8 protein-coding genes and 1 tRNA gene are annotated in these 14,326 nt (G+C 64.8%); 8 read left to right on the forward strand and 1 reads right to left on the reverse strand.

Annotated features, from left to right (window positions below; all coding sequences use genetic code 11):
- The first annotated feature begins 45 nt into the window (after positions 1-45).
- From ACILRJ_RS07155 to ACILRJ_RS07185, 7 genes are all read left to right on the forward strand, one after another.
- Complete coding sequence (locus tag ACILRJ_RS07155; RefSeq protein WP_395681809.1) at positions 46-1,125, forward strand: ribonuclease D; 1,080 nt, start codon at positions 46-48, stop codon at positions 1,123-1,125.
- Between the two features lie 477 nt (positions 1,126-1,602).
- Positions 1,603-4,059 (forward strand): bifunctional aspartate kinase/homoserine dehydrogenase I, encoded by a 2,457-nt coding sequence (gene thrA, locus ACILRJ_RS07160; RefSeq protein WP_395682066.1) that lies wholly within the window; start codon positions 1,603-1,605, stop codon positions 4,057-4,059.
- Positions 4,056-4,979, forward strand: coding sequence for a homoserine kinase (locus tag ACILRJ_RS07165; RefSeq protein WP_395681811.1), 924 nt, complete (start codon positions 4,056-4,058; stop codon positions 4,977-4,979). The genes thrA and ACILRJ_RS07165 overlap by 4 nt, the downstream gene beginning before the upstream one ends.
- On the forward strand, positions 4,976-6,286 hold the full coding sequence (thrC, locus tag ACILRJ_RS07170; RefSeq protein ID WP_395681813.1) for a threonine synthase: 1,311 nt from the start codon (positions 4,976-4,978) through the stop codon (positions 6,284-6,286). The genes ACILRJ_RS07165 and thrC overlap by 4 nt, the downstream gene beginning before the upstream one ends.
- 81 nt (positions 6,287-6,367) lie before the next feature.
- Positions 6,368-6,443: transfer RNA gene (locus ACILRJ_RS07175), tRNA-Ala, on the forward strand.
- A gap of 208 nt (positions 6,444-6,651) precedes the next feature.
- A complete protein-coding gene (locus ACILRJ_RS07180) occupies positions 6,652-11,172 on the forward strand; it encodes a hypothetical protein (protein ID WP_395681815.1) in 4,521 nt (1,506 codons plus the stop codon).
- Between the two features lie 42 nt (positions 11,173-11,214).
- Complete coding sequence (locus ACILRJ_RS07185; RefSeq protein ID WP_395681817.1) at positions 11,215-12,666, forward strand: hypothetical protein; 1,452 nt, start codon at positions 11,215-11,217, stop codon at positions 12,664-12,666.
- Positions 12,667-12,777: 111 nt separating this feature from the next.
- Here ACILRJ_RS07185 and ACILRJ_RS07190 read toward each other — a convergent pair whose 3' ends face one another.
- On the reverse strand, positions 12,778-13,326 hold the full coding sequence (locus ACILRJ_RS07190) for a DUF1801 domain-containing protein (RefSeq protein WP_395681819.1): 549 nt from the start codon (positions 13,324-13,326) through the stop codon (positions 12,778-12,780).
- Between the two features lie 136 nt (positions 13,327-13,462).
- Here ACILRJ_RS07190 and ACILRJ_RS07195 point away from each other — a divergent pair, with 136 nt between their 5' ends.
- A complete protein-coding gene (locus tag ACILRJ_RS07195) occupies positions 13,463-14,002 on the forward strand; it encodes a hypothetical protein (RefSeq protein WP_395681821.1) in 540 nt (179 codons plus the stop codon).
- The last annotated feature ends 324 nt before the right edge of the window (positions 14,003-14,326 follow it).

A 14,326-nucleotide genomic window follows, 5' to 3' on the forward strand; every position in this document is an offset into this window, starting at 1 on the left:
CCACGCGGGCACGGCGTCCACCCTCCGTACAGCAAGGACTCCCGCTTGACCGACTGGATCGAACGCAGCGACGCATTGCAGGACCTGCTCACCTCCGCACCCACGGTACTCGGACTCGACACCGAGTTCATGCGCACCGACACTTTCCTGCCGCGCCTTGCCCTCGTGCAGGTGCAGGCCGCAGAGCGCATCGCGCTGGTCGATCCGACTGCCGGCGCCGATCCGGGGCCGCTCGCAGCGGTGCTCGCCGATCCCGCGCGCACGATCGTCATGCACAGCGCCGGCGAGGACCTCGAGGCGCTGGCGACGTGGTCGTGCACGATCGGCCACCTGTTCGACACGCAGATCGCCGCCTCGTTCGCCGGCCTCGGCGCCGGCCTCGGCTATCAGAAGCTCGTGCGCGAGATCACCGCGGTGGAACTGCCGAAGGCGGAAACCCGCTCGGACTGGTTGCGCCGCCCGCTGAGCCCGCAACAGCTCGACTATGCCGCGCAGGACGTTGCACACCTGCCCGCCCTGCACGCCGAACTCGGTGCGCGACTCGCGCAGCGCGGCTACGTCGCATGGTTCAAACAGGACTGCGAACGCCTGCTGGAGCGCGCACGCAACCGCGAACCCGATCCCGAACCGCAACTCGGCCTGCGCGGTGCCGCCGACTGGCCGCGCGAGTCGCAGGCCTTGCTGCGACGCGTGCTGCGCTGGCGCGACCGCACCGCGCGCGCGATCGACCGCCCGCGCTCTTGGCTGGTCGACGACGCACATGCGCTCGACCTGTGCGCGCGACCGCCTGCCGACGCCAACGCACTCGCCGAACGCACCCGCGGGCTGCGCGCGTTGCGAAGCGCCCAGCGCGCCGAGCTGTTCGACGTGCTGCACGCGCCACTGGCCGCCGACGAACTCGAATTCATGCCGATTCCGCACGCGCCGGGGCCGCGCGAAAAGCAGATCGTTTCGGCGCTGAAGGATGCCGTCGTCGCGCGCGCCAAGGAACTCGACCTCCCCGACGGCCTGCTGTGTGCACGCCGCCACCTCGAAACCCTGCTCGCGACCCGCAGATGGCCAACCTCGCTCGACGGCTGGCGCCGCGACGTGCTTCATGACGCGTTGATGGCGCGCCTGCCGTAGCGGCGAGGGCCCGGCGGCACGCGCTGCGCGCGTACCGCCCTGCGGTAAGAGCATCGCGGCTTCCACCGCTCCCACGGCAACAAGCTGCTGCAGCCCTTGCTTCCGCGCGCAGGAGCGCGCCGCTCCTACCGGGTCCCCTTCGGCTGCTTGCAGGGATGCGGGTCGGCCCTCGCGAAAGAGGTAGTCTCGAACCGGCGGAGCGCGACGACCCCACCGCCCGTAGAACCCTTGACAGCCCCCGGGGCGACACCGGCACACTCGGAACCATGAATCCCGTGCGCACGACGACGAGCACGACCATTACCACGACGACGACCGTGGTACGGGTGCCTGCGCGGGATTGATCCTTGAACGCAATGGCCCCGTCCCACGCAAGGGAAGCGGGCCGCAGCGACACGCCCAATCCCTCGCAACGGGGCCTCCCACCGGAGGCTTTCGATGTCCCGTTCCGCCCCTGTCGCTCCCGTCGCGCCGCCGATGGCCGGTGAAGCCTTCGCCGCGCACAAGTTCGGCGGGTCCAGTCTCGCCGACGCGGCGTGTTTCCGTCGCGTCGCCGCGATCGTCGACGCACAGGCCGGCCCGTGCCAGCTGGTCGTCGTGTCGGCGATGCGCGGCACCACCGACGCGCTGATCGCTCTCGCCAACGATGCGATCGATGCACGCGGAAGCTGGCGTGACGACCATGCGCGACTGCGCGAACGCCACCTCGTGACCGCGCAGGAACTGCTCGGCGGGAGCGCTGCTGCGATCGGCTGGCTCGACGCCGAATTCGCGCGCCTCGCCCATTTGCTCGATGCACTCGCCGTGCTCGCCACGCCGAACCGCGAGGCGATCGACGCGATCCAGGGCCTCGGCGAAGTCTGGTCCTCGCGCATCCTTGCCGATCTCTTCATCGCGCAAGGCCGGGCCTGCGCGCGACTCGACGCGCGCGAGGTGCTGCGCATCGGCCACGGCGAGCTCGGTGCAGTCATCGACTGGGAAACGAGCACCGCGAACTACACGGCGTGGCGCGCGCAGCATGCGCAGCCCTGGTTGGTCGTGACCGGTTTCGTCGCGCGCACGCGCGAAGGTCGCGATACCGTGCTCGGGCGCAACGGCAGCGACTATTCCGCTGCGATCTTCGCCGCGCTCGCCGACGCGCGCGAACTGACCCTGTGGGGCGACACCGACGGCGTGCTGTCGGCCGATCCGCGCCTCGTTCCGGATGCGATCCCGCTCGCAGCACTCAGCTACGACGAAGCCTGCGAGCTCGCCTACTTCGGCGCCAAGGTGATCCACCCGCAGACCCTGACGCCAGTGATCGCGCGCGGCCTGCCGGTGCGCATCCGCAACACGTTCCGCCCCGCGCACGCAGGCACCGCGATCGGCCGGCCTGCCGCCGACGCGGCGCGGTCGCCGGTCAAAGGCCTCAGCGCGGTGCAGGGCCTTGCCGTCCTCACCCTCGAAGGCGCCGGCATGATCGGCGTGCCGGGCACTGCCGAGCGCGCGTTCGGCGCGCTGCATGCGGCAAGCGTGTCGGTCGTGATGATCTCGCAAGGTTCGTCCGAGCACTCGATCTGCTGCATCGTGCGCGAAGCCGATGCCGCGCGCGCGGAACATGCGCTGCGCCGCGCATTCGTCGCCGAACTCGCGCGCGGCGAGATCGCCAGCGTCGCCGTCGCCGGCGGCATCAGCGTGCTTGCCGCGGTCGGTGACGGCATGGCCGGCCAGCCCGGCATCGCCGCGCGCCTGTTCGGCGCGCTGGCTCGATGCGGCGTCAACATCCGCGCGATCGCGCAAGGCGCTTCCGAACGCAACATCTCCGTCGCGGTCGACAGCGCCGACGTCGCCCGCGCCCTGCGCGCCGCGCACTCCGCGTTCTGGCTGTCGCCGCAGACGCTGTCGATCGGCTTGGTCGGCCCCGGCAAGGTCGGTGCGGCATTGCTCGCGCAGATCGAAGCCGCACGTCCGCGCCTGTTGCGCGACCATCAGCTCGACCTGCGCGTGCGCGCGGTCGCGACCAGTCGGCGCCAATGGCTCGGCGAAGCGGACGACGCTGCCGCGTGGGCAGAACACGCGCACGCGGGCGACGACCTCGACACGCTCACCCGTCATGTGCAGGCCGAGCACCTGCCGCACAGCATCATTATCGATTGCAGCGCGAACGACGCGGTCGCCGAACGCTATGCGAGCTGGCTCGCCGCCGGCATACACGTGGTCACGCCGAACAAGCATGCCGGCGCAGGACCACAAGCACGCTGGCGGCAGATCCGCAATGCCAGCGCGAACGGCGCGCGCTTCCGCTACGAGGCGACCGTAGGCGCCGGCCTGCCGGTGATCTCGACCCTGCGCGACCTGCTCGATACCGGCGACGAACTGCTTGCGGTCGAGGGCATTCTTTCGGGTACGCTGGCGTGGCTGTTCAACCGCTACGATGGTTCGGTACCGTTTTCGACGCTCGTGCACGAGGCGCACGCGCTCGGCTACACCGAACCCGATCCGCGCGATGACCTGTCCGGCACCGACGTGGCGCGCAAGCTGGTGATCCTCGCGCGCGAGGCCGGAGTCGGGCTCGAACTCGGCGACGTCGCGGTGGAAAGCCTGGTGCCGGCGTCGCTGCGCACCTCGTCCGCGGAGGAGTTCATGCGCCGCCTGTCCGAATTCGATGCCGCCATCGCCGAACGCCACGCGCATGCCCAGGCGAAGGGATGCGTAGTGCGTTACGTCGCGAAGCTCGATCGCGAACGCCGTGCCAGTGTCGGCCTGGCAGAACTGCCGCACGACCACGCGTTCGCGCACTTGCGCCTGACCGACAACATCGTGCAGTTCAGCACGCGCCGCTACCGCGACAATCCGCTCGTCGTGCAGGGGCCGGGGGCCGGACCGGAGGTCACCGCCGCCGGCGTGTTCGCCGACCTGCTGCGCGTGGCGGCGAGTGTCGGAGCGCGCCTGTGAGAAAGGTCGTCAGCGCGTTCGCACCCGCCAGCGTCGGCAACGTCGGCGTCGGTTTCGACATCCTCGGCCACAGCGTCACCGGACCCGGCGATCGGGTCACGGTGCGACGCATCCTCGACCCGCTCGTGCGCATCAAGGCGATCCGCGGCAACACCCTGCCGTTGCCGCTCGAAGCCGAGCGCAACACCGCCGGCGCCGCACTGATCGCGCTGCGCCAGGCCCTCGGCGTGCCGTACGGCTTCGAGATCGAGATCGACAAGGGCATCCCGTTCGGCTCCGGCATGGGTGGCTCGGCCGCGTCCGCCGTCGCGGCACTGGTCGCCGCGAATGCGCTGCTGCGCAAACCGCTCGAACGCGAAGCGCTGTATCCATTCGCGCTCGACGGAGAAGCGGTCGCAAGCGGCGGCCGGCATGGCGACAACGTCGGCCCGATGCTGCTCGGTGGGCTCGTGCTGTCGACCGCGGACCGGCTGGTGCCGATCCCGGTACCGCCCGGCCTGCATTGCGCGCTCGTCCATCCGGCCGCGGTGCTCGAAACACGCGCGGCGCGCGCCGCCCTCGCGGGTCCTTACGCGCTGCATGAATTCGTCGCACAGAGCGCGAACCTGGCGCTCGTCCTCGCCGGCTGCCATGCAGGCGACATGTCACTCATCCGCGCCGGGCTCAGCGACGTGCTGGTCGAACCGCGTCGCGCGTCGCTGATCTTCGGCTTCGACCGCGTCAAGCAACGCGCGCTCGACGCCGGCGCGCTCGGCGTGAGCATCTCCGGCGCGGGGCCGAGCGTGTTCGCCTGGTGCGCCGACGAGGGCACCGCGCATTCGGCCGCCGGCTGGATGCGCGCCGCGTTCTCCGAGGTCGGCTATGCCAGCGAGGCGTGGATCTCGCCGGTCGCCGGGCCGCGTGCGGAAATCGTCGCGTGAAGTACGTCAGCACGCGCGGCAACGCACCCGCGATCGGCCTCGGCGCCGCGCTCGTGGCCGGCCTCGCGCCCGACGGCGGCCTGTACGTGCCCGCATCGCTGCCCGTGTTCAACGTCGCCGACTTCGACGGCTGCGACACGCTGCCGACGATCGCTGCGCGCCTGCTGCGGCCGTTCTTCGCCGGCGATGCGCTCGCCGACGAACTCGACGCAATCTGTGCCGAAGCACTCGACCTGCCCGCGCCGCTGCGGGCGATCGCGCCGGCGACATGGCTGCTCGAACTTTTCCACGGCCCGACCGCCGCGTTCAAGGATTTCGCCGCACGCTTCCTCGCCGCCTGCCTCGCACGCCTGCGCGACGCCGGCGATCCGGTGCGGACGGTACTCGTTGCAACCTCCGGTGACACCGGTGCCGCGGTCGCGGCCGCATTCCACAACCGGCCCGGTTTCCGCGTCGTCATCCTCTATCCTGACGGCCGCGTCTCGCCGCGCCAGGCGCACCAGCTCGGCGCGTTCGGCGACAACGTGCACGCGCTGCGCGTGGCCGGCTCGTTCGACGACTGCCAGGCGCTGGTCAAGCGTGCACTTGCCGACGACGTGCTCAAGCGCAACGTTGCGCTCACCTCGGCCAACAGCATCAGCCTCGGCCGCCTGCTGCCGCAGATGGCGTACTACGCGCTCGCCGCGCTCGCCCATCGACGCGCGGGCGGTGCGCCGCTCAACGTCGTGATCCCGACCGGCAACCTCGGCAATGCCCTCGGCGCGGTGCTCGCGCGCCGGCTCGGCCTGCCGATCGGCGAGATCGTGCTCGCGACGAACGCGAACCGCACCCTGCCCGACTTCTTCGCCGGCGCCGACTACGCGCCGCGCGCGAGCATCGCCACCCTCGCCAACGCGATGGACGTCGGCGCGCCGAGCAATTTCGAACGCCTGCGCTGGCTGCACCCCGCTGCCGCCGACCTGCGCCATGCGCTCACCGCCGAATCCGTCGACGACGACGCGATCCGCGCGACGATCCGCCGCGTCCATGCGCAGGGCGGCCTCGTCGTCTGTCCGCACACCGCGACCGCGCTGCACGTGCTTGAGCGCCGCCGCGCCGCCGGCGACGCGCGCGACTGGAGCGTCGTCGCCACCGCGCACCCGGCCAAGTTCGAATCCGTGATCGAACCCCTGCTCGGCATCGCCCTCGACGTGCCGCCCGCGCTCTCTGCGTTGCTCGCGCGGCCAGCCCACGCCAAGCCGATCCGCGCGGACTACACCGACCTCTGCGCGGTCCTGACCCGAGAAGAAACCGCGCCCGCTCAATGACCTGCGTCGCGGGCTTGGCGAATCGCCGAAACGCGGGTTATCATGCGCGCCCTTTCGCGGTCCCCAGCCGCGAATGCACGTGGGGCGGTAGCTCAGCTGGGAGAGCGCTACGTTCGCATCGTAGAGGTCGTGGGTTCGATCCCCATCCGCTCCACCACTCCATTGGATACACGACGAACCCTCGAAGGGCTGATCCTTCGGGGGTTTTTTGTTTGGGCTTTGGGACGCTAACGCGTGCCGTGAACCGCGCCGCCTAGAAGAGGCAACCCCCGCGGGACGCGCCATACGTCCGAATTCGGTAGTCTCTTTTACTGGCCACACCGTTTCACGGCCCACCTTTATCATTCAGAACCGGATTAGCGGTGATGCACTCGCCAGACATCGATTTCCGTCGCATCCGCACACATTTGGGAAGTCAACACGGCGGGTTCGAAGAGCTAGTGTGTCAACTGGCGTGGCTTGACACTCCTAGCGGTATGTCTTTTTCCCGAAAGGGCGTCGGCGCCGATGCTGGCCTCGAATGTTATCGCCTCGACCCCGACGGCAACGAGACTGGTTGGCAGGCGAAGTATTTCTTCGAGTTCGGCACCAGCGAAGCGCAGCAGCTCAAGGAGTCCTTCGATAACGCGGTCGACAAGCATCCCCTCCTCGTCCGCTTCATCGCGTGCCTTCCGTTTGACCTGTCGGATAGTCGGATCCCGAAACAGAAGACCGAACAAGGGCGCTGGGACGACTGGGTCGCGGCGCGAAAGAAAGAGATCGCGCCTCGGGAAATCGACATTCAGCGTTGGGGAGCCTTTGAGCTCACCGAACGGTTGTCGCGCAATGATCCGCTCCACGTTGGACGTCGCACCTATTGGTTCGATCTGCCACATTTCGGCACTGACTGGTTGAACAACCGCTTCGCTGTGGCTCGGGCCGCTCTAGGGCGTCGGTACACGCCGGAGCTCAACGTCGAACTACCGATACGGCAGGCGTTGGCCGCATTCGCGCGCCATCCAGAATTTGCTTGTCGGATCTTGAGCTGGGCGGACCATATCGAAGAAGAACTGTATCGATCAGTCTCTTATGTCGAAGGGGTATTGGGGGTAGCACATGCCGCGGAAGTTTCGGCGCTCAAGGATCATGTCGGTGCCGTTCCGTTGGCGATCCGCTCGGCGGCGCTCGGCCCGGCGGATTCGCTACCGATTGATACTTGGCGATCCGCGCTCGTCGCGGCAAAAGCGTCACTTGATCGCTGCCGAAGCGCAATCTGGGACTTGCGGCGCACTCCCGGAGCAGTTCGAGACGAGCCCGCACGAAACGCTGTCTACTTCACGGGCAAGCTGCAGGACGCGCTTGCGCACGTCCTTGACTCGATCGACGATTCCGCGGTGCGTCTTGCAAACAGCCGACGGTTGCTCCTGGTCGGCGAAGCTGGAGTCGGAAAGTCGCACTTGCTCGCCGATGTTGCCGCGAACCACATTTCTCGCGAATTCCCTGCTGTCCTGACGCTGGGAAGTGCGTTCAGCGATTCGGAGCCTTGGCATCAGATCGCGGAACAACTCGGTCTTGCGCAAACCCCGCCGGAAGCCATACTGAGCGCGCTCGATTCAGCGGCCCAGGCCGCGCAGGTTCGCGCACTCATCATGGTCGATGCGATCAACGAGCGAAACGGCATTGCCGTTTGGTCCGATCGACTCGCGGCCTTTCTCGCTGAAACAGATCGCTTCCCTCACATTGCTGTCTTGGTTTCGTGCCGCACGACCTTCGTTCCGTATGTTGTTCGACAACTCGACGAGACATCGTTGCCTCGCCTGGTGCACACGGGATTCGCAGGCAAAGCCTCGGATGCTGCGCGACGATATCTCGATCACCGAGGAATCGTTCGGATGGCCGTGCCGCACCTTGCGCCGGAATTTGAAAATCCCCTCTTCCTCCGAACGTGTTGCGACATGCTCGAACGTCGCGGGCTGCGGGAACTACCTCGCGGCCTCGCGGGCGTCTCAAGCATCTTTGATTTCTATTTTGGCGCCGTCGTCGAAGCCCTCAACAAGCGCTTGGGCCTAGAGCCGCGCCTGAAGCGCATCGAGAAAGTCCTGGCGGCATTGACCGAAGCGATGGTCACGGCGGGAAGTGGTTATCTTTCCTTCGATGTCGCCGATGCAATCGTCGAGGCAATACACGATTCCGGCGGCCGTTCCGACCGGAATCTGCTTATTCAACTGGAAGCCGAAGGAGTGCTTGCGGTTGAGCCCATGACCGACAGTGGTCAGACCACTGAAATGGTCCGCTTCACCTTCGAGCGGCTAAGCGACCATCGAATCGCCGAGCACCTGCTAAACATCCATATTGCTAACGGGAATCCCGTTGTCGCGTTCACCAACGGCGCTCTGACACGCTACGTGGCGGGGCTGGGTTCCCATCGCTTTGCGGGCATCGCCGAGGCGTTCGCCGTGCAACTACCCGAGCGCTATGGCGTCGAACTTCTGGATGTCGTCGAGAGCAAACACCGGAGAAATCTCGCTTCCGCCTTCCACATCAGTCTACTGTGGCGTCGGCAGGCCACCTTCAACCAACGAACACTCGAACTGGTTAGGGAGTTGTCATCCGTTCTCGGAAGAGATACGGAAATGGAGATTCTTCTTGCGATCACCACAGAGCCAGACAACCTATTCAACGCCGACTATCTCGACCAATGGCTTCGCCCACTGTCGATGCCCGAACGCGACGTTCAATGGTCCATTCGCGTCACGACCGGTGTCGAGGACAACGACGGACCTGCTACAACGCTTATCGAATGGGTCCTCGCCAATGGCTTGGACACCATTGAACCGACTCGAGCCAGACTCGCCGCCACTGCACTGGCGTGGCTTACTAGCCTGAGTCATCGATGGGTTCGAGACAGAGCAACCAAAGCACTCGCGGCGCTGCTTGTCGACCGCCGCGAGCTGGCCGCCACCCTCATCGATCTATTCGGACAAGTGGACGATGCCTATGTTGTCGACCGTGTGCTCGCCGCGGCTTACGGTGGCGCGACGCGACGGTCGACCGATTCGGGGCTTCCCGAACTTGCCCTCTCTGCCTACAAGGCCGTGTTTGCCCGCGATCCACTGCCAGTACACGCACTCATTCGTGACCACGCCCGCGGAATCATCGAGCTCGCCGCTAGCCGAGGCGTGCTGCCGCCGGACATTCCTCTCGCTAGAATTCGCCCACCGTACGCAAAGGGAGCACCTCTTGAGAACATCAGTGACGAGGCCATGGCCGGGTATGTTCAATTTTATGAGGGATCGCCATTTCGCGACGCGATTTGCGGCTCGGCCGTCGAGGACGGGGACTTTGCACGGTATGTCATCGATCCGCTAGCCGGAAGGTTCTTGCGACTGCCGCTTGAAGAGTTCGGGCGTTCCGTGAAGGAGCTTTATGAGGATTGGCATGCGGCAGCGATCGCCTCGCATCCAGGTCGCGTCGAGGCACTTTCATGCGCCATCCAACTTGCACGTCAGATGCATTCGCTTCCGAAAACCTTCGAGATTTTACTAGGTGACAAATCCGCGGAGGAACGCGGCGCTCGGCGTCTCGCGGAGGATCACTACAACGAGGCGATCGCGAGGCTTATTGGCCTTCTAGACGAAAAGGAAATTGAAGAGTTTCGGATACGCGCGGCAAGGTATATATCGGAATACATGTGGAATGAGAGCGCTCAGCCGTGGTATCCCAGTTACGCGGGACACCGAGCACGCCGTTGGGTCGCATGGCGAGCGCACGAGCTTGGGTGGGCTACGGAGCGCTTTGCGGAGTTCGACGCGAAAGTCGCGAGCCATGATCGAATGGAGCACCGCGTCGAACGCATCGGAAAGAAGTATCAGTGGATCGCTCTTCACGAGCTGACGGGTCGCTTGGCAGACAGTGCTCTTGTCGAGGCGCGCTACCGGGAAGGTCCTGAACTCTATGCAGGGCCCTCGCAGGTCGGCACACGAGAAATGGACCCCACAATTCTCGTAACCCGTACCGCGCAAAATGACTCAGATAGGCAAGGGGGAACCTGGTGGACGCCACACACTTCGCGGTGGCGCAATGACCCTCCCCAGGCGCGAGTCGATTGGGCCGAGAATACTTCGCTCGACATTCCGGATGCGGTTCGTCAGATTGAGATCACCGATCCCAAAGATCGTCGATGGCTCGTCCTCGATACCAGCGTCGGCCGCAACCAGTGGGCCATGGTCGGCGGTCAACGAATCATTCACCGGATGACGTGGCACAAGGTTCAATCACTGCTCGTCGCTCGTAGTGATGTTGAATCGCTGGTCAGATTGCTCAAGCGGTCCAAGGGAGGGCGCTCGGATGTGCCTGAGCTTGATATGTCGCGCGATGCCTATTTGGGTGAATATCCTTGGCATCCGGCTTACGTGAACGTCGATGGAGGCTGGGACGTGGGCATGATCGGCAAGATTGCGACATATTCCACGGTGGCAGCCTGGCACGCGCAGCAGTCAAGCCACGACTATTCGCTCGACGACACGCTCAACCTAACTATTCCAGCGCCCGCACTTATCAACGGACTTCAACTTCGGCTCGCCGATGGACATTCTCTGGCCTACGCGACCGCTGCGGGTAACGTGCTATTTAAGGATCCGTCGGTCGAGGAGCCTGGCTTCGGCGCTGCGATCGTCGATCGAAAGGCGCTGCAAGCATTTCTGCGCACTCACGACAAAGAGATAGTGTGGATATTCTCGGGCAACAAGAGCGCGCACGGCGGGCGCCCTCACGGTGAAGGCTGGGGCGGCGAACTCTCGTACTGGGGCATCTATCGGTTCAAGGGCGATGTCCTCGAAGGCAAGCTTTCTTTCGAGCGCAGGGAGCCCCGTCCGCAACAACTCGCCGAACTTCTTGCCTATCCATAGAATGCGTTTGATCACGCCCCACCCGACAGCAAACTAGCGCCCATGAATGCTAATGAGCAAGAAGTCAGAGGTAACGCGCTGATCGACGAGGCACGACGACGGCTGGCGGAAATCTCCTTTCGCTCCACGCTGCATGCGTGTCTTTACTTCTTGCGTAAGGAGCCCAACGACGACTTTGGTTGGTATGAGCGACGCCCATTTCTCGTCTTTTTGATGATCAAATGGGCTGCTGAGCTCTGGAATCCCGCGAAAGAGCGTCGCGACGGCGCTGACGAAGACTTCAATTTCGTCGAACAACGCATCTGGGATGCCATCGGGCATTTGGTTCGAGATCGGCGTCCATCCATAATGCTGCGAAGGGCGGCGTTCCAACAGTTTTGGTATCAGCGCAGTTTCGAGATCGGGGCCATTCCGCGCCAAGCGATGTTGTTTGGTCGATTGATGAGAGATTCCGACGTGATGCGCGCATTCGTGGCTGACGTTGGAATCGAGCCCGAAGATTTCGTACGACAACTGGCCAGAATGGCATCCCAAACCGGTCAATTCCTTGGCATTCCCGCGCTTGAACAACTTCGGCCCGAACCCAGTGATCGGGACGCGCAAGACTGGCCGCGAATGACCCAGTTCCTCATCACTACTCCGCAACAACTACATGAACGAATGCTCGCGCTGGCGCGCTACAACGCGCCCCGCGCCGTAGAACTGTGCGAGCAGACGCCGCTAATACGGACGCCGTTCATCACGACACACAATGGTGAAGAATGCGTGCATCACCAAGTGCTCTACCAAGGCATTTCTACGGTGATGTACGACATATTGCGAGAACGCGGCGCGGAGGCGTTCATGCGCGAATTTGGCCCTGCTTTTGAAGAGTACATAAGCGCTGTTCTGCAGGAGCTGCCCTACGATGTCATTCGAGAGACTGAGCTCGAAGAAATACTAGGCGGCAAAGGCAAATGCGTTGACTTCGCGGTCGTCAGCGACGACGCATTGCTATTGGTTGATGCAAAGGGAATCGAAGGCCACTACGACGAGCGGTACCACAACCTCTCTGAGGTCTTGACAGAGAAGCTGCGCACGACAGCCATTCACGCTGTTAAACAAGCCATCGAGACGATCACTCGCCTCCCGCATGAGCTGAAGCGACCGTTGACCGTCTTTGTCTGCGTTACATACAAGCAGCTCAACATCGGAGATGGAGACGCCCTTCGAGACTTGACGCACGGCACAGAAGAATGGAACAACGCGCGATGGCTGGAGCCGCGACTTCCTTCCAGCAATATGTTTACGGTATCAGTGAACGAGTTCGAACTTCTATGCGGTGTACTACGACGCGGTGTATCCATCGCTGATGTATTCGCGAGGGTCTTGCAGAACAACAAAAATCCACAGACCAGCAAATTTTTGTTCGAGCAGCACATGGCTCACTACGGGGAAGTCGACATCCCTACCTGTTCTCGCCTGGCTGCCTTTGAACTTTGTAACATTGCTTGAGACACCGCGTGAATGCACAAGCAGCAGGTCGGCATTACAGTTTCGGTGAATAGGGCTCAGGTGCATTTCCGAGACCGCTGACATCATCAGCCGGCTCTCGGTACCCAGGACTCACTTCTTCTTCCCAAACCCCGGCAAATCCGTAGCCTGCTTCATCCACGCCGCCGCCTGGCGTTCGTCGAGGTCGTCCACCGATTCGAGATCCACGCCGCGCGAGTCCTTGCCCATGCCGATCGGTGTTGCGGGCGGGACGGGTTTGAGTGAGGTGCCGCGGCCGAACGTGAGCTTGACGTGGCCGGCGAAGCCGCCGCAGCAGAAGCACCAGCCGTCGCCGACGCCGTACCAGGCCATGCCCCACTTCACGGAGCGCTTCAACTTGGGCAGCGTCTTTGCCGCCAGTGCATCGACTCTTTCGGCGATGCCGCGTTGCGGTTGCGGCAGGCTGCGGATGTAGGCGAAGACCGGTTCGTCGCCGTCCTTCGCCTTGGCGGGGCTTGCCCGCCCGGTCATCGCGGCAGGCAGCTTCGTGGCGACGGCGGGCGCGGCCTTGGGTGCGCGTGGCTTGCGGACGGTCGTTGTTGCCTTCTTGACCGGGGTGGCAGCCTTCTTCTTCGTCGCCGTGCGACTCGTCGCCTTCTTGCCGACTGGGGCGCGTGCCATCGGGATCTCCCGTTCGTGGGTGCTTGGGGCCTCCGGGCCCGCGTGGGTCCGCGACCGACCACCGAAACGCTAGCACAGCCCTGTCGCCCCGATGTTGTCTCATCTGCTGGGACGCGCCCCGGTTCCAATACCCCTCGTGCCCAGCGGCACGCGTCCGACCGCCGTGGTGGCGGGCGGGCGAATCCCCACTCCACGAGGAGAAGTACCCATGTCGCAAGCCACCCTGTCCCTGACCTTCACCGATGCCCAGGCCGCTGCCATCGATGCCGCGCTGACCGAACTGGAAAACCAGTTCGCGGCGCTCGTCGGCATGCCGGCGGACAAGCGCCGCAAACTGATGAAGATGGGCGATAAGTCCGAGGCGTTCTGCCGGCAGACGCTGTCGTTGCTCGAACAGAATCCGCTGATGGTGCCTCGCGGGATGGCGCTGACGGACGTTCGGCAAAGCTTCGATGCGCTCGACTGGCTGCGCCCGCGCGTGCAGCGACTGCAGCGTCTCGGCGAGCGCCTCGACAACACCAATACGGTGGTCGGCGCGGACATCATGAAGGCGTCGCTGCAAGGCTATGCCCTGCTGAAGGTGTCCGGACGCAACCAGGGCCTGGAGGGCTTGCGCGAGACGCTCGGGGCGCGCTTTGCGAGACGCTCGAAATCGGCGGGAGCCAAGGCGGCCTGACCGCCCACCCCGCCCCTCTCGCATGAGGACTACGAAGCCGCAGTGATGCGGCTTTTTTGTTGCCCTTTTCATGCGCGGCCACCCCTGGCGAGTGCGCCGCACCGGGAGGCGAGTGCGCGTGACTGGACCGCCAGAGCAGCGTCACGGCCGTCCGATCCGCGCGACCGGGTCGCCAGTGGCGCGGAGTCGATCGCCAGATGTGCGACGTGGCCTTCGAATGACGGCGACTCGACCGTCACTGCGCCCGTGTCGCCGTCCATGCACGGGCCTTGGCAATCCACGAGCGCCGAGTGGCGCATTACGCCGGCGGACCCGCATGCGATA

The sequence above is a fragment of the Dokdonella sp. genome (assembly GCF_044227025.1).
In the GTDB taxonomy this organism is placed as follows: Bacteria; Pseudomonadota; Gammaproteobacteria; order Xanthomonadales; family Rhodanobacteraceae; genus Dokdonella_A.

Coding starts and splice junctions, on each gene's coding strand:
- ACILRJ_RS07180 (WP_395681815.1), top strand. CDS start 6,652: ATGCACTCGCCAGACATCGATTTCCGTCGCATCCGCACACATTTGGGA.
- thrA (WP_395682066.1), top strand. CDS start 1,603: ATGGCCGGTGAAGCCTTCGCCGCGCACAAGTTCGGCGGGTCCAGTCTC.
- ACILRJ_RS07185 (WP_395681817.1), top strand. CDS start 11,215: ATGAATGCTAATGAGCAAGAAGTCAGAGGTAACGCGCTGATCGACGAG.
- ACILRJ_RS07190 (WP_395681819.1), bottom strand. CDS start 13,326: ATGGCACGCGCCCCAGTCGGCAAGAAGGCGACGAGTCGCACGGCGACG.